The organism is Enterobacter sp. ODB01 (assembly GCF_001623605.1).
In the GTDB taxonomy this organism is placed as follows: domain Bacteria; phylum Pseudomonadota; class Gammaproteobacteria; order Enterobacterales; family Enterobacteriaceae; genus Enterobacter; species Enterobacter kobei.
In genome coordinates, this window is the sequence record NZ_CP015227.1 from 2,305,954 (window position 1) to 2,332,596 (window position 26,643).

General features: G+C 55.5%; 26 protein-coding genes. 16 read left to right on the top strand and 10 right to left on the bottom strand.

Translation table 11 applies throughout. From position 1 onward, the window contains the following. Nucleotides 1-1,233, bottom strand: coding sequence for a molybdopterin molybdotransferase MoeA (gene moeA, locus A4308_RS10990; protein ID WP_045281089.1), 1,233 nt, complete (start codon nucleotides 1,231-1,233; stop codon nucleotides 1-3). 188 nt (nucleotides 1,234-1,421) lie between these two features. Between moeA and iaaA the strand changes: the two genes are divergently transcribed. From iaaA to gsiD, 5 genes are read left to right on the top strand one after another with little or no spacing between them, the layout of a single operon-like run. Continuing rightward, nucleotides 1,422-2,360 (top strand): beta-aspartyl-peptidase, encoded by a 939-nt coding sequence (iaaA, locus tag A4308_RS10995; RefSeq protein WP_023332483.1) that lies wholly within the window; start codon nucleotides 1,422-1,424, stop codon nucleotides 2,358-2,360. Between the two features lie 11 nt (nucleotides 2,361-2,371). Continuing rightward, nucleotides 2,372-4,243, top strand: a complete 1,872-nt coding sequence (gene gsiA / locus A4308_RS11000) for a glutathione ABC transporter ATP-binding protein GsiA (RefSeq protein ID WP_023338180.1) — start codon at nucleotides 2,372-2,374, stop codon at nucleotides 4,241-4,243. Between the two features lie 23 nt (nucleotides 4,244-4,266). Continuing rightward, a complete protein-coding gene (gsiB, locus tag A4308_RS11005) occupies nucleotides 4,267-5,805 on the top strand; it encodes a glutathione ABC transporter substrate-binding protein GsiB (protein WP_023332485.1) in 1,539 nt (512 codons plus the stop codon). 5 nt (nucleotides 5,806-5,810) lie between these two features. Further along, a complete protein-coding gene (gsiC, locus tag A4308_RS11010; protein WP_045281087.1) occupies nucleotides 5,811-6,731 on the top strand; it encodes a glutathione ABC transporter permease GsiC in 921 nt (306 codons plus the stop codon). A 1-nt stretch (nucleotide 6,732) separates the two neighbouring features. After that, entirely contained in the window at nucleotides 6,733-7,644 is a 912-nt protein-coding gene (gsiD, locus tag A4308_RS11015) for a glutathione ABC transporter permease GsiD (RefSeq protein WP_014883135.1), read from the top strand. Nucleotides 7,645-7,707: 63 nt separating this feature from the next. Here the strand turns inward: gsiD and rimO are convergent, their stop codons facing one another. Further along, nucleotides 7,708-9,033 (bottom strand): 30S ribosomal protein S12 methylthiotransferase RimO, encoded by a 1,326-nt coding sequence (gene rimO, locus A4308_RS11020; protein ID WP_045134211.1) that lies wholly within the window; start codon nucleotides 9,031-9,033, stop codon nucleotides 7,708-7,710. Nucleotides 9,034-9,444: 411 nt separating this feature from the next. On the opposite strand from rimO, the gene A4308_RS11025 reads away from it, so the two are divergent. The 7 genes from A4308_RS11025 to A4308_RS11050 all read left to right on the top strand — a co-directional run bounded on the left by A4308_RS11025 (nucleotide 9,445) and on the right by A4308_RS11050 (nucleotide 15,202). Then, nucleotides 9,445-11,124: an S-type pyocin domain-containing protein gene (locus A4308_RS11025; RefSeq protein WP_045281086.1), complete on the top strand. Its 1,680-nt coding sequence runs from the start codon at nucleotides 9,445-9,447 to the stop codon at nucleotides 11,122-11,124. Further along, entirely contained in the window at nucleotides 11,124-11,591 is a 468-nt protein-coding gene (locus A4308_RS11030) for a DUF6392 family protein (RefSeq protein WP_023332490.1), read from the top strand. Before A4308_RS11025 ends, A4308_RS11030 begins: the two co-directional genes overlap by 1 nt. 207 nt (nucleotides 11,592-11,798) lie before the next feature. After that, the gene (locus tag A4308_RS11035) at nucleotides 11,799-12,698 is read left to right on the top strand and encodes a colicin E3/pyocin S6 family cytotoxin (RefSeq protein ID WP_052687573.1); all 900 of its coding nucleotides are present in this window, start codon (nucleotides 11,799-11,801) and stop codon (nucleotides 12,696-12,698) included. Next, the gene (locus tag A4308_RS11040) at nucleotides 12,698-12,952 is read left to right on the top strand and encodes a DUF7683 domain-containing protein (protein WP_023332492.1); all 255 of its coding nucleotides are present in this window, start codon (nucleotides 12,698-12,700) and stop codon (nucleotides 12,950-12,952) included. The genes A4308_RS11035 and A4308_RS11040 overlap by 1 nt, the downstream gene beginning before the upstream one ends. A gap of 145 nt (nucleotides 12,953-13,097) precedes the next feature. After that, nucleotides 13,098-13,157, top strand: a complete 60-nt coding sequence (locus A4308_RS22965; RefSeq protein WP_370991365.1) for a bacteriocin immunity protein — start codon at nucleotides 13,098-13,100, stop codon at nucleotides 13,155-13,157. A gap of 436 nt (nucleotides 13,158-13,593) precedes the next feature. Then, nucleotides 13,594-13,977, top strand: a complete 384-nt coding sequence (gene bssR / locus A4308_RS11045; RefSeq protein WP_045281085.1) for a biofilm formation regulator BssR — start codon at nucleotides 13,594-13,596, stop codon at nucleotides 13,975-13,977. Between the two features lie 106 nt (nucleotides 13,978-14,083). Further along, nucleotides 14,084-15,202 (top strand): PQQ-dependent sugar dehydrogenase, encoded by a 1,119-nt coding sequence (locus A4308_RS11050; protein WP_045281084.1) that lies wholly within the window; start codon nucleotides 14,084-14,086, stop codon nucleotides 15,200-15,202. Here the strand turns inward: A4308_RS11050 and A4308_RS11055 are convergent, their stop codons facing one another. Continuing rightward, nucleotides 15,203-15,829, bottom strand: coding sequence for a glutathione S-transferase family protein (locus A4308_RS11055; RefSeq protein WP_023338183.1), 627 nt, complete (start codon nucleotides 15,827-15,829; stop codon nucleotides 15,203-15,205). A 242-nt stretch (nucleotides 15,830-16,071) separates the two neighbouring features. Here A4308_RS11055 and dacC point away from each other — a divergent pair, with 242 nt between their 5' ends. Beyond that, nucleotides 16,072-17,277, top strand: coding sequence for a serine-type D-Ala-D-Ala carboxypeptidase (gene dacC / locus A4308_RS11060; RefSeq protein WP_014883140.1), 1,206 nt, complete (start codon nucleotides 16,072-16,074; stop codon nucleotides 17,275-17,277). A 67-nt stretch (nucleotides 17,278-17,344) separates the two neighbouring features. Here the strand turns inward: dacC and deoR are convergent, their stop codons facing one another. The 3 genes from deoR to A4308_RS11075 all read right to left on the bottom strand — a co-directional run bounded on the left by deoR (nucleotide 17,345) and on the right by A4308_RS11075 (nucleotide 19,515). Then, nucleotides 17,345-18,103: a DNA-binding transcriptional repressor DeoR gene (gene deoR / locus A4308_RS11065; RefSeq protein ID WP_023332496.1), complete on the bottom strand. Its 759-nt coding sequence runs from the start codon at nucleotides 18,101-18,103 to the stop codon at nucleotides 17,345-17,347. Between the two features lie 67 nt (nucleotides 18,104-18,170). Beyond that, nucleotides 18,171-18,779, bottom strand: a complete 609-nt coding sequence (ybjG, locus tag A4308_RS11070; RefSeq protein WP_023332497.1) for an undecaprenyl-diphosphate phosphatase — start codon at nucleotides 18,777-18,779, stop codon at nucleotides 18,171-18,173. Between the two features lie 7 nt (nucleotides 18,780-18,786). Beyond that, on the bottom strand, nucleotides 18,787-19,515 hold the full coding sequence (locus tag A4308_RS11075; protein WP_023332498.1) for a phosphatase PAP2 family protein: 729 nt from the start codon (nucleotides 19,513-19,515) through the stop codon (nucleotides 18,787-18,789). A gap of 168 nt (nucleotides 19,516-19,683) precedes the next feature. Between A4308_RS11075 and A4308_RS11080 the strand changes: the two genes are divergently transcribed. After that, nucleotides 19,684-20,916, top strand: a complete 1,233-nt coding sequence (locus tag A4308_RS11080; RefSeq protein WP_014883144.1) for an MFS transporter — start codon at nucleotides 19,684-19,686, stop codon at nucleotides 20,914-20,916. Nucleotides 20,917-20,976: 60 nt separating this feature from the next. Here the strand turns inward: A4308_RS11080 and A4308_RS11085 are convergent, their stop codons facing one another. Beyond that, nucleotides 20,977-21,789, bottom strand: coding sequence for a Cof-type HAD-IIB family hydrolase (locus A4308_RS11085; RefSeq protein WP_045134207.1), 813 nt, complete (start codon nucleotides 21,787-21,789; stop codon nucleotides 20,977-20,979). Next, nucleotides 21,779-22,993 (bottom strand): MFS transporter, encoded by a 1,215-nt coding sequence (locus tag A4308_RS11090; RefSeq protein ID WP_014883146.1) that lies wholly within the window; start codon nucleotides 22,991-22,993, stop codon nucleotides 21,779-21,781. The genes A4308_RS11085 and A4308_RS11090 overlap by 11 nt, the downstream gene beginning before the upstream one ends. 81 nt (nucleotides 22,994-23,074) lie before the next feature. Between A4308_RS11090 and A4308_RS11095 the strand changes: the two genes are divergently transcribed. After that, a complete protein-coding gene (locus A4308_RS11095; RefSeq protein ID WP_045281083.1) occupies nucleotides 23,075-23,626 on the top strand; it encodes a TetR/AcrR family transcriptional regulator in 552 nt (183 codons plus the stop codon). 250 nt (nucleotides 23,627-23,876) lie between these two features. Here the strand turns inward: A4308_RS11095 and A4308_RS11100 are convergent, their stop codons facing one another. After that, the gene (locus A4308_RS11100; protein ID WP_014169303.1) at nucleotides 23,877-25,562 is read right to left on the bottom strand and encodes an aspartate:alanine antiporter; all 1,686 of its coding nucleotides are present in this window, start codon (nucleotides 25,560-25,562) and stop codon (nucleotides 23,877-23,879) included. 279 nt (nucleotides 25,563-25,841) lie between these two features. Here A4308_RS11100 and A4308_RS11105 point away from each other — a divergent pair, with 279 nt between their 5' ends. Further along, entirely contained in the window at nucleotides 25,842-26,210 is a 369-nt protein-coding gene (locus A4308_RS11105) for an inner membrane protein YbjM (protein WP_014883148.1), read from the top strand. Nucleotides 26,211-26,240: 30 nt separating this feature from the next. Here A4308_RS11105 and A4308_RS11110 read toward each other — a convergent pair whose 3' ends face one another. Further along, nucleotides 26,241-26,510, bottom strand: a complete 270-nt coding sequence (locus A4308_RS11110) for a GrxA family glutaredoxin (RefSeq protein ID WP_014883149.1) — start codon at nucleotides 26,508-26,510, stop codon at nucleotides 26,241-26,243. Between the last annotated feature and the right edge of the window lie 133 nt (nucleotides 26,511-26,643).

Below are 26,643 nucleotides of genomic sequence, written 5' to 3' on the forward strand. Positions count from 1 at the left end.
TCATCCTCCGAACAGGTGGTTGAAGCGCTCTACCTCAACCCATTCACCCGCTTCCACGTTGCCGCGCTCGCGCTCCAGCACGATAAAGCAGTTGCCCAGGCTGTAGGAGCTGAAAATGTGCGAACCCTGGTGCCCGGTCGTGCTGACTTCCAGCTCACCCTGCGCGTTATGCGCCAGAATGCCGCGCTGGAAATCAAGCCGACCCGGCGATTTTTTCAGGCGCGTCGCGGCGCGCACGCGCAGGCGTTCCGGCAGCGGGCTGGCGGTGTTGCCGGAAAGCTTCGCCAGCAGCGGGATCACCAGCTGGTAAAAGGTGAGTGCCGCTGAGACCGGATTACCCGGCAGACCGCAGAACCAGCTGTGCGGAAGCTTGCCAAACGCGAACGGTTTGCCCGGTTTGATTGCCAGCTTCCAGAAGGCGATTTCGCCCAGCTCTTCAAGAAGGGTTTTGGTGTAATCCGCTTCCCCCACGGAGACGCCGCCGGAGCTGATGACCACATCGGCGGATTTATCCGCCTCAATAAATGCCGCGCGCAGTTTTTCCGGATCGTCAGGAATGATGCCGAGATTAATCACTTCGCAGCCCAGCTGCTCCAGCATCAGGTGGACTGCCAGCCGGTTGGTGTCGTAAATCTGACCGTCCTGCAGCGGCTGGCCCGGAAGCTGCAGCTCGTCACCGGTGGAGAACACCGCGACGCGCACTTTCCGGATAACGTCAATGTCCGCGATGCCGAGCGAGGCCAGCACCGGCAGCTCCGCCACCGTCAGCTTCTGCCCGGCGGCAAAGACCGTTGCGCCAAGGGTAATGTCCTCGCCGGTACGGCGGATGTTCTGGCCCGCTTTGACGCTGGCGGTAAAACGCACGCCGTCGTCCGTCTGTTCGGTTTCTTCCTGCATCACCACGGCATCGCAGCCTGGCGGAACCGGCGCGCCGGTCATGATGCGCACGCAGGTGCCCACAGGCCATTCACCGCTAAACGGCTGACCGGCAAAGGCTTTACCCGCCACCGGCAGGGCGTTGCCCGTCTGGAGGTCCGCCAGGCGTACCGCATAACCGTCCATCGCGGAATTATCGAACCCCGGCACGTTAAGCGGAGAGACGATATCGCGCGCGGCGATTCGGCCAAAACAGCGCACGAGGGGCAGCGTTTCGACGTCTTGCAGCGGCGAAAGTCGGTCAAGCATCTGCGTGAGTGCCGTCTCAAGCGGCATCAGTCCGGCGGTAAAATCCATGGTGGGCTCCTGAGGAGTAACAACGAAAGCGTCCATTATGGCAGAAAAGTGCGGCTAACTGTATGACCCGATGGGTGTACGCTTTACATCACAGTTGCGTCTTTCTATATTCAAAAATCATCTGAAGTTTCATCGACGATAATGATATTTATAGAAAAAGCCGCGAATCAGGCTAACGGGTGATGTGAATGGTTAATGCGGTAATCGCAATTCATGGTGGCGCAGGGGCAATCACCCGTGCACAGCTCAGTCCTGAGCAGGAAAAGCGTTATATTGACGCGCTGTACGCCATTGTTGAAACAGGTCAAAAAATGCTGGAAGCGGGCGAGAGCGCGCTGGATGTGGTCACCGAGGCGGTGCGTCTGCTGGAGGAGTGTCCGCTCTTTAATGCAGGCATCGGTTCAGTCTTTACCCGGGATGAAACCCACGAGCTGGATGCCTGCGTGATGGACGGCGTCACCCTTAAGGCAGGCGCCGTGGCGGGAGTGAGTCGTCTGCGTAATCCGGTGCTGGCAGCGCGTCTGGTAATGGAAGAGAGCCCGCACGTGCTGCTGACGGGCGCCGGGGCGGAGGCGTTTGCCTTCGGTCACGGAATGGAACCGGTCTCGCCCGATCTGTTTTCCACGGACGCGCGTTTTCAACAGCTGCTGGAAGCCCGTTCGGCGGGCATGACGCAGCTTGACCATACTGCGCCGCTGGATGAAACCACCAAAATGGGCACGGTTGGCGCGGTGGCGCTTGATAAAGCCGGTAACCTCGCGGCGGCGACCTCCACGGGCGGCATGACCAACAAGCTGCCCGGACGCGTCGGCGACAGCCCGTTGCCGGGCGCCGGCTGCTATGCCAATAACGCCACGGCGGCGGTGTCGTGTACCGGCACCGGGGAAGTGTTTATTCGCGCCCTCGCGGCCTACGACATCACCGCGCTGATGGATTACGGCGGTTTAAGCCTGAGCGAGGCCTGCGAGCGCGTGGTGATGGAAAAATTGCCTGCTCTGGGCGGCGTTGGCGGCCTAATTGCCGTGGACCGTGAGGGCAACGTGGCCCTGCCGTTTAACAGCGAAGGGATGTATCGCGCCTGGGGTTACGCCGGTGATGAACCGAGCACGGGCATCTATCGTGAATAAGGGGGCCGCGCGTGCCGCACAGTGAAGAGCTGGACAACGGCGAAGTACTGGCTGTCCATCAGCTGAATATTGCGTTTCAGGAAGAGCGGCAGTTCATCCCCGCAGTAGAAAATTTATCGTTCTCGCTCAGACGCGGCGAGACGCTGGCAATTGTTGGCGAATCCGGTTCCGGTAAATCGGTTACCGCGCTGGCGCTGATGCGTCTGCTGGAACAGACGGGCGGGCAAATCAGCAGCGAGAAGATGCTCCTGCGCCGCCGTAATCGTCAGGTCATTGATTTAAACGAGCTGAGCGGCGCGCAGATGCAGGGCGTGCGCGGGGCAGATATTGCGATGATCTTTCAGGAGCCGATGACTTCGCTTAACCCGGTTTTCCCGGTAGGGGAACAGATTGCCGAGTCCATCCGGCTGCATCAGGGGCTAAGCGGCGATGAGGCGCTCAACGAAGCCAGAAGGATGCTGGAGCTGGTGCGCATTCCCGAGGCGCAGGCCATTCTGGGACGTTACCCGCATCAGCTTTCCGGCGGTATGCGCCAGCGGGTGATGATTGCCATGGCGCTCTCCTGCCGTCCGGCGGTACTGATTGCGGATGAACCGACAACGGCGCTGGACGTGACGATTCAGGCGCAGATCCTGCAGCTTATCAAAGTGCTGCAACAAGAGATGGAGATGGGGGTGATATTTATCACCCACGATATGGGCGTGGTGGCTGATATCGCCGACCGGGTGCTTGTGATGCACAAGGGCAATGCGGTGGAAACCGGCACGGTCGAACAGATTTTTCATGCCCCTGTGCATCCTTATACTAAAGCGCTGCTGGCGGCGGTGCCGCGTCTTGGCGCGATGAACGGCAGCGACCTGCCGCGTCGTTTTCCGCTGATTTCCCTTGAAGCGACAGGGCAGCAGGAGGATGAACGCGAGCAGGATACCGTGGTGCCGGGCAAACCCATTCTTGAAGTGCGCGACCTGGTGACCCGTTTTCCGCTGCGCAGCGGGATTTTCAATCGCCTGAAGCGCGAAGTCCACGCGGTCGAAAACGTCAGTTTCGATTTATGGCCGGGCGAAACGCTGGCGCTGGTGGGAGAGTCCGGCTGCGGGAAATCCACCACCGGACGCGCACTGCTCCGGCTGGTGGAGACGCAGGAAGGGACAATCACCTTTAACGGCGAACGAATCGACACCCTGCCAGACAACAAATTACAGGCGGTACGCCGGGATATTCAGTTTATTTTCCAGGATCCGTATGCCTCCCTCGACCCGCGCCATACGGTGGGATACTCCATTATGGAGCCGCTGCGGGTGCATAATCTGCTCGACGGCGAAGCAGCGCAGCGTCGCGTGGCCTGGCTGCTGGAGCGCGTCGGCCTCAAGCCGGAACATGCCTGGCGTTATCCGCACGAGTTTTCCGGCGGGCAGCGGCAGCGTATCTGCATTGCCCGTGCGCTGGCGCTGAACCCGAAAGTGGTGATTGCGGATGAATCCGTTTCGGCGCTGGATGTCTCAATCCGGGCGCAAATCATCAACTTATTGCTCGATTTACAGCGGGATATGGGCATCGCTTTCCTGTTTATCTCGCACGATATGGCGGTGGTCGAGCGCATCAGCCATCGCGTGGCGGTGATGTTCATGGGGCAAATCGTGGAGATAGGTCCGCGAAGGGCAGTGTTTGAGAACCCGCAACATCCTTACACTCGCAAGCTTATCGCGGCGGTACCGGTTGCTGACCCCGCGCATCGTCACGGCCAGCGCGTGCTGCTGCAGGATGAAATGCCGAGCAATATTCGCAAACGCGGCGAGGCCGTGGAGCGCGTCACGCTGCGTGAGGTTGGTCCGGGCCACTTCGTGGCTCCGCCGCGCCAGGACAATGCCTTCTCACGGTTATAACTTACAACAGGCAGGAGAACACAATGGTTACTTTTGTAGCGCGTAGATGGTTGTTAGCCGCGAGCGTGACGGCAGCCCTGGCCGCTGCCCCCGCGTTCGCTGCCAAAGATGTGGTGGTTGCTGTCGGCTCCAACTTCACCACGCTGGATCCGTATGACGCCAACGATACGCTTTCCCAGGCGGTGGCGAAATCGTTCTATCAGGGGCTGTTCGGCCTGGATAACGAGATGAAGCTCAAAAATGTTCTGGCGCAGGGGTATACCGTCTCCGACGACGGTCTGGTCTATACCATCAAGCTTCGTTCCGGCGTGAAGTTCCAGGACGGTACCGATTTCAATGCGGAGGCGGTAAAGGTCAACCTTGACCGTGCCAGCAACCCGGAAAACAGCCTGAAGCGCTATAACCTTTATAAAAACATCGCCAGCACCGAGGCGGTGGATCCGACGACGGTCAAAATCACGCTGAAAGCGCCATTCTCGGCGTTTATCAATATACTGGCGCACCCGGCAACGGCGATGATCTCGCCTGCCGCGTTGAAAAAGTACGGCAAGGAGATTGGCTTCCACCCGGTCGGTACCGGCCCGTACGAGCTGCTCACCTGGAACCAGACCGATTTTGTGAAGGTGAAGAAATTCCCAGGGTACTGGCAGAAAGGGCTGCCGAAGCTGGACACCATCACCTGGCGTCCGGTGGTGGATAACAATACCCGCGCAGCAATGCTGCAAACGGGTGAGGCGCAGTTTGCTTTCCCCATCCCGTATGAGCAGGCCGCCATTCTGCAGAAAAACAGCAAGCTGGAGCTGGTGGCCAGTCCGTCGATCATGCAGCGCTATATCAGCATGAACGTCACGCAGAAGCCGTTTGATAACCCAAAGGTACGTGAAGCCATCAACTATGCGATTAACCGTCAGGCGCTGGTGAAGGTCGCTTTTGCGGGCTATGCCACCCCGGCGACCGGCGTGCTGCCTCCGGCCATTGCCTATGCGCAAAGCTATCAGCCGTGGCCGTACGATCCGGCTAAAGCGCGCGAGCTGCTCAAAGAGGCGGGCTTCCCGAACGGTTTCAGCACCACGCTGTGGTCGTCGCATAATCACAGTACCGCCCAGAAGGTGCTGCAGTTCACCCAGCAGCAGCTGGCGCAGGTGGGCATCAAGGTGCAGGTCACCGCGATGGATGCCGGTCAGCGGGCCGCCGAGGTCGAGGGGAAAGGGCAGAAAGAGAGCGGCGTGCGGATGTTCTATACCGGCTGGTCGGCGTCGACCGGTGAAGCCGACTGGGCGCTTGCACCGCTGTTTGCTTCGCAAAACTGGCCGCCAACCCTGTTTAACACCGCGTTTTACAGCAATCCGCAGGTGGACAACGATCTGGCCGATGCCCTGAAAACCACTAAACCGGAAGAGAAAGCGCGCCTCTACAAAGACGCCCAGGACCTTATCTGGAAAGAGTCGCCGTGGGTACCGCTGGTGGTGGAGAAACTGGTTTCAGCCCATAACAGAGCGCTGACCGGGTTCTACATCATGCCGGATACGGGCTTTAGCTTTGACGATGCGGATTTAAAATAACACTCATGCTGAATTATGTTTGTAAACGCTTGCTTGGGCTTATCCCGACGCTGCTGATTGTGGCGATACTGGTATTTTTGTTTGTGCATATGCTGCCGGGCGATCCGGCGCGGCTGGTTGCCGGGCCGGAAGCAGATGCCGCCGTCATTGAGCTGGTGCGCAAGCAGCTGGGCCTCGATCAGCCCCTGTATATGCAGTTTCTTCATTACATTTGCAACGTTCTGCAGGGCGATTTTGGCATCTCGATGGTGTCGCGTCGTCCGGTAGCGGAGGAAATCGCCAGCCGCTTTATGCCCACGTTCTGGCTAACGATTGCCAGTATGAGCTGGGCAGTGGTGTTTGGGCTGGGCGCCGGGATTGTTGCGGCGGTCTGGCGCAACCGCTGGCCGGATAAGCTCGGTATGGCGCTGGCGGTCACCGGTATCTCTTTTCCGGCGTTCGCGCTGGGGATGCTGCTGATGCAAATCTTCTCCGTTGAGCTGGGCTGGCTGCCGACCGTTGGGGCCGATACCTGTAAGCATTACATTCTGCCCTCTATGACGCTGGGGGCTGCCGTCTCGGCGGTAATGGCCCGCTTTACCCGCGCCTCCTTCGTTGACGTGCTGAGTGAAGATTATATTCGCACCGCGCTGGCGAAAGGGGTCAGCGAGAAGTGGGTCATTCTTAAGCACGGATTTCGTAATGCGATGATCCCGGTGGTGACGATGATGGGGCTGCAGTTTGGCTTTCTGCTGGGCGGCTCTATCGTCGTGGAAAAGGTTTTCAACTGGCCGGGGCTGGGGCGTCTGCTGGTCGATTCGGTCGAGATGCGCGACTACCCGGTAATTCAGGCGGAAGTCCTGCTTTTCTCCCTGGAGTTTATTCTTATCAACTTAGTGGTGGATGTGCTCTACGCCGCCATTAACCCGGCCATCAGGTATAAGTAAAATGCGATTGTTGAACTGGCGACGTCAGGCCGTTTTAAACGCTATGCCGGGGCTGAAACCGGAGCATATCCGCACGCCGTGGTCGGAATTCTGGCGGCGTTTTCGCCGTCAGCCGGTCGCCATGACGGCGGGGCTGTTTGTGCTGCTGCTGATTGCGGTGGCGATCGTTGCACCCTGGGTGGCGCCGTTTGATGCGGAAAACTATTTTGACTACGACCGCCTGAACGATGGGCCGTCCATGCTCCACTGGTTCGGCGTGGATTCCCTTGGACGCGATATCTTCAGCCGCGTGCTGGTGGGGGCGCAAATCTCGCTTGCCGCCGGGGTGTTTGCGGTACTGATCGGCGCGGCAATCGGTACCGTGCTGGGTCTCGTCGCCGGATATTACGAAGGCTGGTGGGACCGCATCATCATGCGAATCTGCGACGTGCTGTTTGCCTTCCCGGGTATTCTGCTGGCCATTGCCGTGGTGGCCATTATGGGCAGCGGCATGGCGAACGTGATTATTGCCGTTGCGGTATTTTCGATTCCCGCCTTTGCCCGCCTTGTGCGCGGCAACACGCTGGTGCTGAAACAGCAGACGTTTATCGAGTCCGCCCGCAGCATGGGGGCCAGCGATGCCACCATTCTGTTCAGCCATATTCTGCCGGGAACGGTGTCGTCTATTGTGGTCTATTTCACCATGCGCATCGGCGTGTCGATTATTTCTGCGGCCAGCCTGTCGTTTCTGGGGTTAGGCGCACAGCCACCGACGCCGGAGTGGGGCGCGATGCTGAACGAGGCGAGGGCAGATATGGTGATTGCCCCGCACGTGGCGATCTTCCCGAGTCTGGCGATTTTCCTGACCGTGCTGGCGTTTAACCTGCTGGGGGACGGGCTGCGCGACGCGCTGGATCCGAGGATTAAGGGGTAGGGCAGTGGAATGTGCCGGGTGGCGGCTACGCCTTACCCGGCCTGGAAATGAGGTGCAGTACGATTAAACCCGACTACCCCACAGGTCATATTCGTCCGCGTTTTCAACCTTCACGCGAATAATATCACCCGGCTTAACGCGAGTTTCGCCGTTCAGGTACACCGCGCCGTCGATTTCAGGGGCATCCGCCATGCTGCGGCCAATTGCGCCTTCTTCGTCCACTTCGTCAATGATAACCATGATCTCTCGGCCCACTTTCTCCTGCAGACGTTCAGCAGAGATCTGCTGTTGCAGCTGCATAAAGCGGTTCCAGCGCTCTTCTTTCACCTCTTCCGGCACCTGATCCGCCAGTTCGTTGGCGGTTGCGCCTTCAACCGGGCTGTACTTGAAGCAGCCTACGCGGTCCAGACGCGCTTCTTTCAGGAAATCGAGCAGCATCTGGAAATCTTCTTCGGTTTCACCTGGGAAGCCGACGATGAAGGTTGAGCGCAGGGTCAGATCCGGGCAGATTTCGCGCCACTGTTTAATGCGTGCCAGCTGACGGTCAACGGAGCCAGGACGCTTCATCAGCTTCAGGATACGCGGACTGGCGTGCTGCAGCGGGATGTCGAGATACGGCAGGATTTTGCCTTCCGCCATCAGCGGAATGACGTCGTCAACGTGCGGATATGGGTAGACGTAATGCAGACGCGTCCAGATCCCCAGCTTCGCGAGCTGCTCGCACAGGCCCACCATGCTGGTTTTCACCGGCTCGCCGTTGTGGAAACCGGAACGGTGCTTCACGTCTACGCCGTAAGCAGAGGTATCCTGGGAAATCACCAGCAGTTCTTTCACGCCAGCATCGGCCAGACGTTTAGCTTCCGCCAGCACGTCGCCAATCGGACGGCTCACCAGATCGCCACGCATGGACGGGATGATGCAGAAGGTGCAGCGATGGTTGCAGCCTTCGGAAATTTTCAGGTAAGCGTAGTGACGCGGCGTCAGCTTCACGCCCTGTTCCGGCACCAGGCTCAGGAACGGATTGTGCTTTGGTTTTGGCACGTAGTGATGAACATGTTCCAGCACCTGCTCGTAACTGTGCGGGCCGGTGATCTCCAGTACCTTCGGATGCACTTCACGGATCTGGTCCTCTTTCGCGCCCAGACAGCCGGTCACAATGACTTTGCCGTTTTCCGTCAGGGCTTCACCGATGGCTTCTAGGGACTCCTGAACCGCGCTGTCGATAAACCCGCAGGTGTTCACAATCACCATATCGGCGTTGTCGTAGCTTGGCACCACGTCATAGCCTTCGGTACGAAGTTCGGTAAGGATGCGTTCGGAATCCACCAGGTTTTTCGGGCAGCCGAGGGAGACGAAGCCGATTTTCGGCGGGTGCGTAACATTGCTCATAGGTTAAAAATTGTTCGATTTTTGGAATGGTCAGGCAGGGATTCTACAGAGGTTGGGGGGAAATTTGTACTGAAGAATTGCGGTTAGCGCGGCTTTTTGGTCCTAACCGATTTTTCTGGTTATTACTGTTACAAATCAACCGAGTGGATTCAGGTCAGAATGTACGTGTAGTTGAGCCGGATTACTATTGGCTACTGGAGCGAGGCAGCATGTTCCTACTTGTGTATAGGGTACTTGAACGTTCTTAATAACTGTCTGTATTTGCAATAAGGCCGCGAAAGCGACCTTTTTTTGCTGGTTGCCCGGAATGCGTTCCCTTGCAAGGCGTGGAGATCTTGCATCCTGATTGATTTAAGTTAAGTCACTTTTTGGATATTATGCTTTCTATATCAGTATGATTCATGAGGGATTATGACCAGAGCACTGGTAAGGCTTGGAGACAAGACTACGAGCGGCGGGGAGGTGATTTCAGCTTCATCGACGATTATCGAAGAAAGAAATATTGCCCTGAATGGCGATATGGCATGGTGCCCACTAGAAACCTGCAACGGGCCATTTCAGATCAATGGGACCGCGTACCACTTTGCGGAAGACAAAGCCTGTGTAGCCACTGGCGATCGGGTACTTTGTAACTGTAAAAACAATCAGGTGCTGGGTAGCACAACACTTTGGGTGGAAGACAGCCCCGGCGACCATTTCGAAGAGCACCGTAAACGGGCTGCGGAATGGCCCATTACCAAAATGGCAGCTGCGGCAGCAGCAATTACCGCTATCCCTGTATTTGCTAAATCAGTACTTCGCGGTACTGGCAATACTGATGCAAGAATAGCGGAAGAACCACAAGCCAACATTGGCGAAATGAGTTTCTATCAGTCCAGACCATCGCAGCCAGCCCCCGAGCCAGAACAGCACGCACAGGCCGCAAAGAAGAAAACTCCACCGCCGCCAGAGCCACCGAAGAAAAAATCACTGTTTGATAAAGTGACAGGTTTCTTTTTTGGTGAAGCGGAAGCAATGCCACTTCCCCCGCCTCCGGTTGTTATGGGCGGTTCAGCACAAGCAGGAATGGCAGCAGCAGCGGGAGGGGCTACAGCAAAAGCGAATCAGGACGCAGCGAAAGCCCTTACGCATACGATGAAACACCTTTCCGGCCCTGAAGTCTGGAGCGGTTCGCTTGCGATGAATTTGCCGTTTGTTGTTATGGGGGCGATCGTCCAGTCAAAACTCAAGGGTGAAAAGAGCGATCTGCTAACGCCTGAAAAGTTATTGGAAGTCGCACACAGAAAGGTAACCGTACTAACACGTGTACGCTACAACTGGATCACTGACGATGAAACCGGGCGATTAAAAGCCGTTGGCTATCATACCAGTACTGAAAGTGGGCGTGATCAGGTTCGTGTCCGGATGCTCGAAAAGCTGATGGATGGTAGCTATGAATTTTGGGGTGACGAGCGAATCGATAAGCCTCTGATCACATGGACACCAGCGAGTACGCCGGGATCGCAAGATAGCTGGAATACTGGGAACAACAGCCCGCAAGCGGGTACTGTAACGATTCCGGGGCTTGAACATCCCGAAATTCAGGGCGTAACTATCACCACAACACCAGTACCGGAAGAGAAGGATTTTCGGGATTACATTCTGGTGTTTCCGGGGAACATACACCCGCCGATCTACATCTACCTCAGCAAGCCCCCAGTTGAACTACTGGAAGTTGAATTGTACAAGGATTTCACAGGGCGTTCTCGACAAGGCAAGTATGAGGCTGATCATATGCCGTCAAGAGCCGCAGTTGAACAATTCTTAATGGATGAGTATCCTGGACTTGATCAAAAACTGATCAGGAAAATGGCAGATCGGGTAGCTGCAATTGTTGTGCCAAAAGAAGTTCACCAGAAAATCAGTCAAACTTACGGTGGACGTAACAAACCAGAGCAAATTGCAAGGGATGCGAAGAATTTGAGGAGTGCCTTGGATCGGAATTTTGATGCAATAAAACCGGTCCTTAAAGATTATGGGGCTACTGAAGAACAAGTTGAATCCGCCAGAGCTAAAATGCACAAGCTGAATACAGAGCAAGGATTGTACTAATGACAGTAAATGTTACAGCATTGATCCGTAGTTTAGGTAAATCTTATAAAGATTTGGTTGATTCTGGATTGATAACCTATAAAAGCGATCCCAAAGGAGCATCAGGTTCACCAACAATTAGCCTTGATATGGCGAAAGAGGGCGTGTTTTTAGCGTTCAAACGTGATGGTCGTTTACTTAAAGAAATTACATTAAGCATACAACATGATACTTTGAGTGATTGGACATTCCCTAACGAGTTACCAACGCCTCTTAAGAAAAGCATGTCTCGCAATTGGATTCATGAAAACTTTGGTGAACCAGAAAACAGCATTCCGCCGAGAGTAATCATGAAGCAGGAAATCGGCAGGATTGAGCGATTCACTGTTGAAGATTTCCACATCCCAATCACAATGCAAATCCGCTATGACATGGCAGATATGGTTGTTGCTGTTACTTTCTTGCCAACCTCGGAACTTCGTTGGTGATCTACCGTACGCGGCCTTATGTAGGCCGCTTTTTCGTCCTCGCTAAAAGTACTCACCTTAAGATCACAAAATAATCAAATCCTAGGCATCCCGATTTTTGACAAAAAATTAAAGGGATCGTTTACTGAGATAAAAGTACAGTCAGTTTTTTTCTGCACGATTTGAAATCTCGTTCGTATAATCAGATTCAACCCTGCCCCCGCAGGGATGGCAACAGCAAGGGCCGCGACTACAGCAGGGATCGCCAATGATGCAGCAATTGAGGCCGGATACGCAGCAGTGCAGAAAATTGGAGGAAATCTTTCGACGGCTGGTCGCTGGATAGCCCCGAGTCCTCCAACCGTTTTTCTGTTTGGCATGTTCTACTCGCCAAAGCTCAACAGTGGCGAACAGGACAACATTAATAAAATGCGCCTTGAGCAGGCCGCACGGAATAAAGAAGATGTTCCGACCCGTGTTCGCTTTCGCTGGGAGGCTGACCAGTTCGGCATTATGAGGCCGAAAGGCTTCCATGTCAGCGCCGGAGGCGGACAGGACCGAGTGCCAGTGCGCATGCTTCAGAAGAACACCACCACCGGGAACTATGAGTTCTGGGAGGATGGCGCAGATAAGCCGATAGTCGTTTGGACTCCTGACTATCCGGGATATTCTTCCCCGACCAATACCGGCAGCCAGGACAACGTCTATATTCCTCCGAATGTACTGGTTTACCCGGAAAGTGAAATCAACAGCCTGTGGTCAACAGTTACCCCAGCACCGGGAGAACGTTCATTCCGGGATTATATTCTGGTGCATCCAGCAGGGACCTTCGATCCGATTTATGTCTATCTGAATGCGGATCACAAATACCACACTGCACCAAAAGGGACCCCTCCATTACCAGCATTCCCTGATGCGAAAAGAGCACCACGTAAGACAGCTATTCAAGGTGGCGGACAACTTCGGGCAAGATGGAAAGATGCCAAAGGTAAAATTTATGAATGGGATTCTCAACATGGCACAGTCGAAGTTTATGACCGTTCGGGCCGCAACCATTTAGGAGAGTTCAATCACATAACAGGTGAGCAAACCAAGCCAGCAGATCCAACCAGAAAGGTAGAAAAGTGATGGTAATCTATTCTGTGGAAGTCTTTGATAAACAAAGCGAAGAATTGGTTTTAGAGGTTGAGATCCCTAAGAGCAAACTGAAAGGAGTTGCTGCTATTATGGGGTGGGGGTCGGATGACGAAGAGGCATTTGTCAAAGGCATCGCAGGGTTCAATGTTAGCCAAACACAGGCATTGGATTTAGAAAATTTACTCGGCGAAAAATTCTATTCTAAAGACGTTATCGTGCAAATCGCTGGCGGAGAAATATCTTGAAGCGGTCATTTCGTGGCTACACAGAAAGTGAATTCTTGGAGTTTGTTCGTTCAGTCTAAAATGTTGCGGATACTTCAAAATGTGAAGATATCAAAAACATACTGGAGTTTAAGCGCCTGACCCAACATCCTGACGGCTCTGCATCATTTTTTATCCCCGAGATGACCGCGAAGATAGTCCTAAAGGAGTTGTTCAAGAGGTCTAAGGATGACGCAAAGCCAATGTTAAACCGGGCTTTCTTGAGAAATGAGCCTTTGACACTAAGCATTAAATGTTGATTAAAAGCGCCGGGTTTTTATCACGGCGTTTTTGCGTCAGGGTCAGAACTACCGGGGTTTAGAGCCAAGGCAGCAACGTATTATTTTCGCCCTTTAGGCAGCCGAGGGAGACGAAGCCGATTTCGGCGGATGCGTAACATTGCTCATAGGTTAAAAATTCATCAATTATGGAGTTATCAGGGCGGGATTTTACAGCGTATCGCGTGGGATTTATACACTCTTTGCAAGCGGGATGTACCGGGCAGAGGTTGTAACATTGTAAATAATGTTAATCAGTTAAGAATAATTGATCTCAGGCATTAAACTGTACAAAAAATGAACTTATTCTGACTGTGCAACATGGCTTACAGAGGAGGAAATAGCATGTCCGTTGACAGACTGAAACGCGATCTGCTTAACAAGCTGATCAACGCCCGAATCGACCTGGCCGCTTATCTGCAGCTCAGGAAGGCCAAAGGCTATATGTCAGTCAGCGAAAGCGAACATCTGCGTGATAATCTGTTTGAACTTTGCAATTTCATGCGTGAAAAAGCACCGATCCTGAGGGCGGAATACGATGAATGCGAGTTAATGGCGCTGCGTCGTGCCGCTGAGGTGCTCTCCATTGCTGGGGTATGTTTGATGAACGGACGCCGCGACTGCCCGAATTTTATCGCTGTAAACGCGGAGAAGCTTGAAAACTGCCTGACAACGCTCTCTCTATGCATCATGTGTCTGTCCGAGCATGAGAAGCTTGAACAACACTGAGCCCGGGGGAGGCAACTCCCCCTTCTGATTAAGCTTTTGTAAAAGTGGTAACGCGCCCGGAGGTACTGGCTAATCTTTATGCCATATGCCGAAAAAGGAGCGCGTCATGCCACGGTCCTCGTTGATTTTCCTTCCTGCGTTGTGCTTTTCCTTTTCACTTCTTGCGGCGCCAGAAGCGGTGAAGGTCGAGGTGCTGCAAAACCGACTCGATCACCCCTGGTCGATGGCTTTCCTGCCGGACAATAAAGGGCTTCTGGTCACCCTCAGGGGCGGGCAGCTCAAACACTGGCAGGCCGGAAAAGGGCTTTCCGATCCCATTGTCGGCGTTCCGAAGGTCTGGGCGAACGGTCAGGGAGGATTGCTGGACGTGGTGCTGGCGCCGGATTTTGCAACGTCGCGCCGCGTCTGGCTGAGTTACGCCGAAGCAGGGCATGACGGCAAAGCCGGAACGACGGTGGGTTATGGCCGCTTAAGCGACGATCTTTCCCGCATCGAGGCATTCCAGGTCGTGTTCCGCCAGATGCCGAAACTCTCGACCGGTAACCATTTTGGCGGACGGCTGGTGTTTGACGGCAAAGGCTACCTCTTTATCGGACTCGGCGAGAACAACCAGCGTCCGACGGCGCAGGACCTGGACAAGCTGCAGGGGAAAGTGGTGCGCCTGACCGAGGACGGTAAAGTCCCTGCGGATAACCCCTTTGTGAACACCGCCGGCGCACGGCCGGAAATCTGGTCTTATGGCATTCGCAACCCGCAGGGAATGGCGATGAATCCGTGGAGCGACACGCTCTGGCTGAACGAACATGGCCCGCGCGGCGGGGATGAAATCAACATCCCGGAGAAAGGCAAAAATTACGGCTGGCCGCTGGCGACACACGGCATTAATTACAGTGGCCTGAAAATCCCCGAAGCCAAAGGTGAACACGTCGAGGGAACCGAGAAGCCGCTGTTTGTCTGGAAAGTCTCGCCCGCGGTCAGCGGCATGGCGTTCTACAACAGCGACGTTTTTCCGCAGTGGAAAAACAAATTGTTTATTGGGGCGCTAAAGGAGAAAGACGTTATCGTCCTGAGCGTAGAGGGCAACAAGGTCACGGAGGACGGGCGCATCCTGGGCGATCGGGATCAACGTATTCGCGATGTGCGGGTGGGGCCGGACGGGTATCTGTATGTGCTCACCGATGAAACGGACGGGCAACTGCTAAAAGTTAGCCCGTCCGGTGCGTAATCAGGTGACCGGGGTCATCACGACGTTACGGTACGCCGGACGCTCGCTCAGTTGCTTGAGCCAGCGTTCAAGGTGAGGGCGCGGCGTCCAGTTCAGCCCCATATTGGTCAGGTTCCAGACAAACGGCGCCACGGCAATATCCCCCACGCCGAACGTCTCGCCGGAGAACCAGGCGTGCTTCGCCAGTTCGTCATCCATCATGGCAAACAGGTTTTCACAGGCATCCTGAGCGGCATGAATAGCAGGATAGTCGCGCTCGGCCTCGGGGGTTCTCACTAGCCCCATCAGGATCACCCGGTGAACAGGAGAGAACGTCTGGTTTGCCCAGTCCATCCACTTTTCACCCTGGGCGCGCTGCGCCGGGTTTTCAACCCACAGACGGCCAAGACCGTACTGGGCGGCGAGGTAGCGCACAATGGTGTTAGATTCCCAAAGCGTTGCGTCTGTTTCGTCATCGCGCAGCAGCGGCACCAGGCCGTTCGGGTTCATCGCCAGATAGTCGGCCTCTCTGTTTACCCCGAATGCCATGCCAGCCATGATTTGATTAAACGGTAAATCCAGCTCTTCCAGCGTCCAGAGCACTTTCTTCACGTTGGTCGAATTGTTCCTGCCCCACAGCGTAATCATATTTACTCCTGATGAGTTGTGAATCCGGGTCACCTTTTTCGCCATGGTGAGATAAACCTAACAATTACGCAACAGAAGACAAAAAAATCGCCTGAATCAAAGCGTAAATGAATGTTATTGCATAAACTTTAATAACTTTACCCTCGCTGGGTTTCTTTCACCGTTTTAGTGCGCTATTACTCATCGCTTCTTGCGACACGGTGATGTGACGTAATTTTTGAATGGACACTCGGGTGGCATTTATGACGCGAAAAATGACTTCTCTGCGCAGCCTGGCGGCAGGCTCTGCGCTCCTTTTCCTGTTTGCACCAACTCTCTACGCAGCAGAACAGGCTGCGCCCGAAGCGCCACCGGTGGATGCGCGCGCCTGGATCCTGATGGACTATGCCAGCGGGAAAGTGCTGGCGGAAGGCAATGCCGATGAGAAACTCGATCCGGCCAGCCTGACCAAAATCATGACCAGCTATGTGGTCGGCCAGGCCTTGAAAGCCGGAAAGATCAAGCTGGACGATATGGTCACCATCGGAAAGGACGCCTGGGCGACCGGTAACCCCGCGCTGCGCGGGTCATCGGTGATGTTCCTGAAGCCAGGGGATCAGGTGTCCGTTTCCGATCTGAATAAAGGGGTAATTATTCAGTCGGGAAATGACGCGTGTATCGCGCTGGCCGATTATGTGGCCGGCAGTCAGGATTCTTTCATTGGTTTGATGAATGGCTATGCGCAGAAACTCGGCTTAACCAACACGACATTCAAAACGGTTCACGGCCTGGATGCGCCTGGACAGTTCAGTACCGCGCGCGACATGGCGCTGTTGGGGAAAGCGCTGATCCACGACGTACCGGATGAATACGCGATCCACAAAGAGAAAGAGTTTACCTTCAACAAAATTCGCCAGCCGAACCGTAACCGTCTCCTGTGGAGCAGCAACGTTAACGTGGACGGCATGAAGACCGGCACCACGGCGGGCGCGGGCTATAACCTGGTGGCCTCTGCGACGCAGGGCGACATGCGTTTGATCTCGGTTGTGCTGGGCACCAAAACCGACCGCATCCGGTTTAACGAATCAGAAAAACTGCTGACCTGGGGCTTCCGTTTCTATGAAACCGTGACGCCGATTAAACCGGATGCCACGTTCGTCAGCCAGCGCGTCTGGTTTGGGGATAAGAGTGAAGTGAATCTCGGGGCGGGAGAAGCCGGTTCCGTGACCATTCCACGCGGTCAGCTGAAAAACCTGAAGGCCAGCTTTACCCTGACCGACCCGCAGCTCACCGCGCCGTTGAAAAAAGGCCAGGTGGTCGGGACGATTGATTTCCAGTTAAACGGGAAGTCAATTGAACAGCGTCCGCTGATCGTGATGGAAGCGGTAGAAGAGGGTGGCTTCTTCAGCCGGATGTGGGATTTCGTATTGATGAAATTCCACAGCTGGTTTGGCAGCTGGTTCAGCTAATCCATCATACTTTTCTCCCTCTCCCTGTGGGAGAGGGGCGGGGTGCGGGCATCAGGCCGCACCCCTCTCAATACATCAACTTCACCTGCTGCGCCTTCGCATGGACCACAATTTCCTCATCCGGGCGGCAATCGCTGACGATGGCGTCAAACTGCGCCAGCTCGCCCATTCTTGCCGACCGCACCTTACCAAACTTACTGTGATCGACCACCAGCACATGGTATTGCGCGGCGCTTAATGCCCAGTGCTTTACCGGCAGCTCCTCCAGGTTAAAGCAGGTCGCCCCCTGACGCACATTCACGCCCGCGGCGGAATAGAACGCGATGTCCGGACATAAGTTGCTGAGCGTGTCCTGCAGGTTGAGCGGCTTAAAGATAGCGTTGCTGGCGTGAAACTCACCGCCGCAGAGGATCACCCGGCACTCGGGTTTCTCCTGCAGCGCCAGAAAGGTGTTCAGGGAGTAACACACGGCGGTAAAGGGAATACTGCTGTCGATGGCTTCGATAATCCACGGCGTGGTGGTGCCGCAGTCAAAAAACAGCGTCTGGTGCGGCTGTACCAGCGTGGCGGCCAGGCGCGCGGCTTTGCGTTTCTCTTCCACCAGACGCGTTTTCTGATCGCTTATCAGATAATGGCTGGCGCTACGCGGCTCAAGCACAATGTACCCGCCCAGCAGCACCACGGGAGCGCTGTCGCTGTTCAGATCACGACGAATGGTCATCTCTGAGACGCCGAGGAGGTTGGCGGCTTCCTTAAGATGCAGCTTATCACTACGCTTCAGCGCCTGAAGCAGCTGAGCTATGCGGTCATCGCGTCGTGTTTCCATAGTTCCTCAGGATAAAAAAAATGAGCCCCCGCAGGGCGGGGGCTCAGTGTAACCTGTCCGGTTGGGGTTAGTCACGTATCCAGCCTTTGCGGATCGGGAGGGCAAAAATGGCGCGATAAAGGGAAGAGAGCCCCCGGTAGAGCGCTTCACCGAAGAGATTCCACAGGATTGCCGCGCTCACGCAGCCAATCAGTCCTACCAGGAAACCGCCGACCATATCCAGCGGCCAGTGGACGCCAAGATACACGCGGGACCAGGCAATCGCCGCGGCTGCGACCATCAGCACCGCACCAGACCACAGGCGATGCCAGAACAGGAAAGCCAGCGCGAAGGTGAAGATAACCGTACCGTGATCGCTCGGGAAGGAGTCATCCGGCGCGTGGTGCAGGAAGGTATAACCGACATGGTCGACAAAAGGACGATCGTGCGGGAACGCATGGCCGAGAATATAACTAACCAGTACGCTGACCCCGAGCGCCATCGCGACTTTGATCACCAGCTGGCGCTGTGCCTTCACCTGGCTGCGAGGGCCCCAGAGCCAGAGGATAGCGGCCAACACAGGCACGATACTAATCAGATCTTTTGCCAGGAAGGTGGCAAAATCAATCATCCACTCTGGCGAGGCCGGTGTGGCGTTGATCTGATAAAACAGCTGATAATTCAGATTCTCTAGCATAGCGTTATCACTCTTTTGCAAACCGGGTGGAAACCAGCCCGTAGACGGCCACCTGGGAAAACCAAACCCACCACCCGGCCCACAGGTTGTGAGAGAAAAAATGTGCCCCGCGCATCACCTGACCGAAGCCCATCGCCAGACCCAGCAGCACGCCGAGGGCAACAAAGCTCCAGGCGAGACGTGGACGCTCGCGCCAGAAGGCAAAAAACAGCCCCATCACCATAAAACCGCTGGAGGCATGGCCGCCGGGGAAACAGCGCCCCGGCCCGCTGTCTGTCGGGACGGCGCTAAACAGGGGGTAAGACATCGCCTTCCCGCCATACTCCACCAGATCCCACGGGCAGCTGTGGTGGCTAATGCTTTTCAGTACGCCCACTACCAGCGCGCCAAGCCCCATCAGCAGCGCCGCCGTAACCAGCCTGGCGTTACGTTTGTAAGCGCCGTAAAGCAGCGCCACGGCACCTAAGGCGATGGCGATATACTTCGCCAGACGATGGTTGAGCAAATCCAGCAGGTGGTCTTTCTGCAGCGGGAAGCTCTGCGTCGCCGCGTCATACCAAAAACCAGTGATCCATCTGTCGAGCGCTTCATCGCGCGAAAGCCACGTAAACACCACGGCAAGGACTAACAGCACGAAAAGCTGATAACCATAAAAGCGGGAGGGTAAGCGGTAAAGTCGTTTTGTCTTATTTGTCTGTAAGTTAGACAATTCTGAACGGCTGGAAGTGAGTGCCATAATTTGGGATCGTTGACGAGTAATCGGGCTATCATAAATCTGTCAACTTAAGGAAACCTTAAACGAAGACGATATGTGCTTTATTTCTGTTTATCCTCGATAAATCACTATCTCGGGCTGCGGCATTTCATTACACTCGTCGCGATTTTGTCATTTTAAAGAGATTGCATGTTAAACCGTTCTTCTTCTGGTTCACGTCTGGGTCGTCAGGCGTTGCTTTTCCCCCTGTGTCTGGTGCTCTACGAATTCTCCACCTATATCGGCAACGATATGATCCAGCCCGGCATGCTGGCCGTTGTGGAGCAGTACAACGCGGGAATTGAATGGGTGCCGACCTCCATGACCGCCTATCTGGCTGGCGGCATGTTTTTACAGTGGCTGTTAGGGCCGCTGTCGGATCGTATTGGCCGCCGTCCGGTGATGCTGACCGGCGTGGTGTGGTTTATCGTCACCTGCCTCGCTACGCTGCTGGCGCAAAACATTGAGCAATTTACCCTGCTGCGTTTCCTGCAGGGGGTGAGCCTGTGCTTTATCGGTGCCGTGGGGTATGCCGCCATTCAGGAGTCGTTTGAAGAGGCGGTGTGTATCAAAATTACCGCGCTCATGGCAAACGTGGCGCTGATTGCCCCTTTACTCGGGCCGCTGGTGGGCGCCGCGTGGGTACATGTTGCGCCCTGGGAAGGGATGTTTATCCTCTTTGCGGTTCTCGCCGCTATCGCGTTCTTTGGCCTGCACCGCGCAATGCCGGAAACGGCGACCCGTCTGGGTGAAAAACTCTCGCTCAAGGAGCTGGGCCGGGATTACAAAGAAGTGCTGAAGAATGGCCGCTTTCTGGCGGGGGCGCTGGCGACCGGGTTTGTGAGCCTGCCGCTGCTGGCGTGGATTGCGCAGTCTCCGGTCATTATCATCAGCGGTGAAAAGCTCAGCAGCTACGAGTATGGTCTGCTGCAGGTGCCGATTTTTGGCGCGCTGATTATCGGTAACCTGGTGCTGGCACGTCTGACGTCACGCCGCACCGTGCGTTCACTGATTATTATGGGTGGCTGGCCGATTGCAGCAGGGCTGATTCTGGCCGCGGTGGCGACCGTTGCGTCATCCCACGCTTATCTGTGGATGACGGCGGGGCTCAGCCTTTATGCTTTCGGGATTGGCGTGGCGAACGCCGGGCTGGTGCGCCTGACGCTGTTTGCCAGCGAGATGAGTAAAGGCACGGTGTCCGCGGCGATGGGTATGCTGCAGATGCTGATCTTTACCGTCGGTATCGAGGTGAGCAAGCACGCTTACGCGATGGGTGGCAACGGTCTGTTCAGTCTGTTTAACCTCGCCAATGGCGTGCTGTGGGTTGGCCTGATGATGGTGTTCCTGAAGGACAAACGCGTCGGCAACGCCCTGCAACCGTAATCTGTTTATTCCCTCTCCCACAGGGAGAGGGTTAGGGTGAAGGCACCAGACCGCACGATATCAATTAAACGGTGCCTCCCCGTTCAACACCTTCTCAATCACATCCAGCACACCTTCCTCGTTATTATGCGGCGCTTCAAACCGCGCCACTGCTTTAATATGCGGTCTGGCATTCGCCATCGCGAAGCTGAACCCGGACTGACGCAACATCTCCACGTCGTTGCCGCTGTCACCGAAGGCAACCACTTCACTGTCCTCTATGCCCCAGCGCTGTTGCAGGATCCGCAGGCCGTTGGCTTTGTGCACGCCGGGGATAATCAGGTCGATACTGCCGTGGCCGGTTGTCACGGGCACCATAATGTCGTTAAGCTTTTCATGCAGCATCGCCTGGATGCGCGGAATTTCATGGTCTGACACGTTCAGCCCAAACTTGAAGAAAATGTCGTTCAGGTTGTCGAAATCACTCACCATTTCGAGCCGGTGATAGTACTTCGCGGCGATATCCTTAAAGCTATCGTCATAGCATTTCAGCGTATAGGCGCTGTTTTTTCCGCAGGCGATAATCTCAATGCCCGGAACGTCGTTTAATACATTCGCGACGGTCTCGAAATGGGCTTTCGACAATTCACCGTTAAAGACATCCTCTCCGGCGCTCACGACCCAGCCGCCGTTCTCAGCGACGAACGCAATTTCATGGGCAATCTCCGGGAAAAAGGAGATCAGCTGGTAGTACTGGTTGCCGCTGGCGACCACGAAGCGAATGCCTTGCGCCTTCATGCGGGCGTACTGCGCCAGAAAGCGCGGGCGGTTATAGGTCTTGGCATCGCTCAGGAATGTGCCATCCATGTCGACGGCGATCAGTTTAACGCTCATATCCCTTCTCCAGTGTCGTTTGTTTCGTTTCCGGCTTTGCCACCGCGCGCGCCACCAGCGCAGCGATGATCACCAACCCTAACACCACCAGCATGGCGCTGCGCAGCCCGTAGTGTTCACCCAGGAAGCCGAGCAGCGGCGGCCCCACCAGGAAGGCGAGGTAGCCCGTTGTCGCCACCACGCTGACGCGCGTCGGGGCATCCGGCCCGGTGTCGCTGGCGGCGGAAATGGTCAGCGGGAAGCCGAGTGACGCCCCCAGTCCCCAGAGGATCACCGAGACGCCGGCAATCCAGTCCACGTCCACAAAGATAATCATCGCAATCCCCAGGCCGCCCAGCAGGGCGCTGGCGCGCACCACCGCCACGCGGCTGTAGCGGTCGATAAACCAGCCGCCGGTGAAGCGCCCGACGGTCATCCCCAGCGTAAACCCGGCGTAAATCAGCGAGCCGGAGGTCGGGCTAAAGCCGTGACCGTCCACCATCAGCAGCGGGAGCCAGTCGTTGGCGGAGCCTTCTGCAAACGCCATCGCCAGTACCACCACGCCGATCAGCATCAGCTGGAAATCGCGGTAGAAGGGGAGTCCTTTTTCGGCTGACGAGCGTTCGTCAGCAGAGTTTTTACCGGTGCCGTCCGGGATGGCCCGGATGCCGGTGAGGATCGGAATGATGCACACCAGCGCCGCCAGCAGGATATGCAGATTGGCGGTCACACCCGTGGCCGTCAGCGCCATTCCCACGCCCGCACCGGCCAGCGTACCGAGGCTATAGAAGCCATGCATCATGGGCAGCACGGTTTTGTTCATCTCACGCTCGACCGCCGCCCCTTCAACGTTGATGGCTACCTCCGCAGAACCGAAGCTGCCGCCAAATACCGTCAGCCCCAGCGCGAACAACACCGGCGAGGCAAACCACAGCGCGATGCTCAATACCACCATCCCGAACACCGCGCAGCACATGGTGGTGCGGATCACTGCTCGCGTACCAAAGCGCTTCACCAGCCATGCGGAACAGAGAATGCCGCTCATGGAACCGATCGACAGGCCGAACAGCACGATGCCCATCTCAGCCGTAGAGACAGACAAAATATCGCGAATGGCGGGCGTGCGCGTGGCCCAGGAGGCCATCAGCAGACCGGGAATAAAGAAGAACATAAATAGCGCCCACATGCGGAGCTGCAGGGTTTTACGGGGAGAGGTCAGCGTCATTGGGGTAGCACCAGAAGTACAACAATAGCGACAACACTAGCAAGTTTGTGTACATTTGTACACAAACCACGTGAGGAATTTATGAGCAGACCACCGAACGATCCGCATCGCCGGGAGAAGATCCTGCAGGCAACACTCGATACCATTGCCGAGCACGGTATTCACGCCGTCACGCACCGTAAAATCGCCGCCTGCGCGGGCGTGCCGCTGGGGTCGATGACCTACTATTTCGACGGTATGGAGCCACTGCTGGAGGAAGCGTTCACATGGTTTACGCAGCAGATGTCGCAGCAGTATCGGAATTTCTTTGCGGGCGTCACCGGGCCTGAAATGGCGTGCGAGTCCATCACCACCCTGATCCACAGTTCGCAGGTGACGACGCCGCACAACATGGCGCTGATGTACCAGCTTTACGCCTTTATGCACCGCAGCGCGGCGCTCAAAACGGTGATGCAGGACTGGATGAAGATGAGCCAGACTACGCTGGAGCAGTGGTTCGATCCGGTTACCACCCGCGCGCTGGATGCGTTTATCGAAGGGATGACGTTGCACTATGTGACCGACCGGGCGCCGTTAACCCGGGACGAGATTCGGGCGATGGTTGGGAGGATTGCGGGGGAGGGAAACACTTAGACATCGCTCGTTAAGCCTGACATTACGTATGCTCACGTTTAGAAAAGCTGGATAACGGGCTTTGGTTATTCTTTGTTGGGGTTTATTTAAGGCAACAAAAAACCCATCAACCTTGAACCAAAACGGCGGGGTTGATGGGCTCCACAAATTGGGGACATCAAAGAAAAGCAGTGGCACTAGTTATGACTGCCCCCTGATAAAAAAGTTCTGCGCGTAACAAAAATTTTTTCATTACGCGCAAACTTCAGAGTTATCCGAGTCCTGGCCAGATGATGATGATCAGCGTACCTGCCAGCGTCAGCAGTACGTTGGCGATAGCGTAGGTGCCTGCATAGCCCAGCGCCGGGATGTTGCTGCGCGCGGTGTCGCTGATAATTTCCATGGCCGGCGCACAGGTACGCGCCCCCATCATTGCTCCGAAGAGCAGGGCGCGGTTCATGCGCAGCACGTAGGCACCAAACAGGAAGCAGATCACCACCGGCACCAGGCTGACGATAAGGCCGGAAACCAGCATCTGCCAGCCGACAGCACCCAGGCTGTGTCCAATGCCGCTGCCGGCGCTTAAGCCGACACCCGCCATAAACACCATCAGACCGAACTCTTTCACCATGTTCAATGCGCCCTGCGGAATGTAACCGAACGTCGGATGGTTCGCTCGCAGGAAGCCCAGCATGATCCCGGCAAACAGCAGACCGGCGGCGTTACCGATTCCGAAACTGAAGTTGCTGAACTGGAAGGTGATCATCCCGATCATCAGGCCCACAATAAAGAAGGCGCAGAAAGCCAGCAGGTCAGTGACCTGGCTGTGAATGGAGATAAAGCCGATGCGGTCGGCAACGGTTTTTACGCGTCGCGCGTCGCCGCTGACCTGCAAAACGTCGCCTTTGTTGAGCACGACGTTGTCGTCGATGGGCATCTCAATCTGGCTGCGGATGACGCGGTTAAGGAAGCAGCCGTGGTCGGTCAGCTTGAGCTGCGCCAGACGACGGCCAACGGCGTTATGGTTTTTCACCACGATCTCTTCGGTGACGATGCGCATGTCGAGCAGATCGCGGTCGAACACTTCTTTGCCGTTTCGGAAGCTTGGGTCGAGACGGGCATGCGCGTCCGGGTAACCCACCAGCGCGATGTCGTCGCCCATCTGCAGCACCGCGTCACCGTCCGGGTTCGCCAGAATGCCGTTACGGCGGATACGTTCGATGTAGCACCCGGTCTGGCGGTAAATCCCCAGCTCGCGAAGATTTTTCCCGTCTGCCCATGCCACCAGCTCAGGTCCGACGCGGTAGGCGCGGATCACCGGGAGGTAGACTTTACGTTTGCTGTCGGTATCCAGCCCGCGCTCACGGGCGATTTGCTGGGCACTGGTCTGCAGATCCTGATGCTGCAGTTTTGGCAGATAGCGCGCGCCGACAATCAGGCTCACCAGACCAATCAGATAGGTCAGGGCATAGCCCAGGCTCAGGTGGTCGAGCGCGGTCGAAAGCTGTGCGCCAGCCATGCCCGAATGGCGCAGGGTATCGCCTGCACCCACCAGCACTGGCGTAGAGGTCATGGAGCCTGCCAGCATACCGGCCGTTAACCCGATATCCCAGCCAAACAACTTACCCAGTCCTAAGGCGATCAGCAGTGCGCTGCCGACCATCACCAGCGCCAGCATCAGATAATTTTTGCCGTCGCGGAAGAAAATCGAAAAAAAGTTCGGTCCTGCTTCCACGCCAACACAAAAAATAAACAACATAAAACCTAAGTTGAGCGCATCCGTGTTAATGCTGAAGTGCTGCTGGCCTAATAATAAGGAGACGACTAAAACGCCAATGGAATTACCAAGTTGAACCGATCCCAGGCGCAATTTACCCAGGCAAAGACCCAGCGCCAGTACCACAAATAATAACAGGATGTAATTCCCATTTAACAAGTCTGCGACGTTTATATTCACGGAGGCTAACTTCTTGTTTACCAGTAAGTTGTTGAATGAAAGGACTTTTTGGGCTACTGTTTTCTGGGTCAGGGAAAGGCGTTAACGCTCCCTGTTTCCTGCTTTATTCCCTAAAACATTAGCTGGCGTGTAGTTTAATCGCATTAGCTACTGACAGCTACTGATTATCGCATCACCCTGTGCGTACTTTGGCAAGGATTGCCGCATTGCTTTATCTGACTGGGCGTCTACCCGACGAAAGTGTATTTGATAGAGATAAGTCAGGAGGATTGTTTGAATATGAAACGAAACTGGGCGGGGGTGATCAGCTGCTTTTTGCTGTTCACGGTCGTATGCATGTCGCTCGCATTTAATGTGAAGGGCGCATTCAGGGCGTCCGGGCATCCGGAGCTGGGGTTGCTCTTCTTCACGCTACCGGGAGCCGCCGCCAGTTTTCTCTCCCGAAAAGGGGAAGTGGTGAAACCGTTACTGGGGGCGATACTTGCAGCGCCATTATGTCTGCTGCTAATGCGCCTGCTGTATGTTTCAACGCGGAGTTTCTGGCAGGAGCTGGCGTGGTTGCTAAGTGCCATATTCTGGTGCGCCCTTGGCGCGCTCTGCTACTTATTTGTGCGCAGCCTGATTCAGCACCGACGGCACCACAAATAAAAACGCCCTCAGGGTGAGGGCGTCCTTTCATTACTGCTCGGCAAACAGGCCAAGATGTTCTTTGGCGTAGGCTTCAAAGTCGGTGCAACCGCCGATGTGTTTCTGATCGAGGAAGATCTGTGGGACGGTTTCAACCGGCTTACCGACTGTTTTTTCCAGATCGGCTTTGGTGATGCCTTCCGCGTGGATGTCCACATAGCGGAAATTGAAGTCATCGCGTTCTGCGGTCAGTTTCTCAGCCAGCTCTTTTGCGCGCACACAGTAAGGGCACCCTGGACGACCAAAAATTACTGCAAACATTTCTCTCTCCTCAAAAAACAAGCCTGACGGCGAATGACACGTATAGTGCCCCATAACCTGTCGTCATTAAAGAAGGTTTCGCCTGTCGTTATAATACCTATGAGCTATGTTTCGCCAATTACACCGTGCAGAT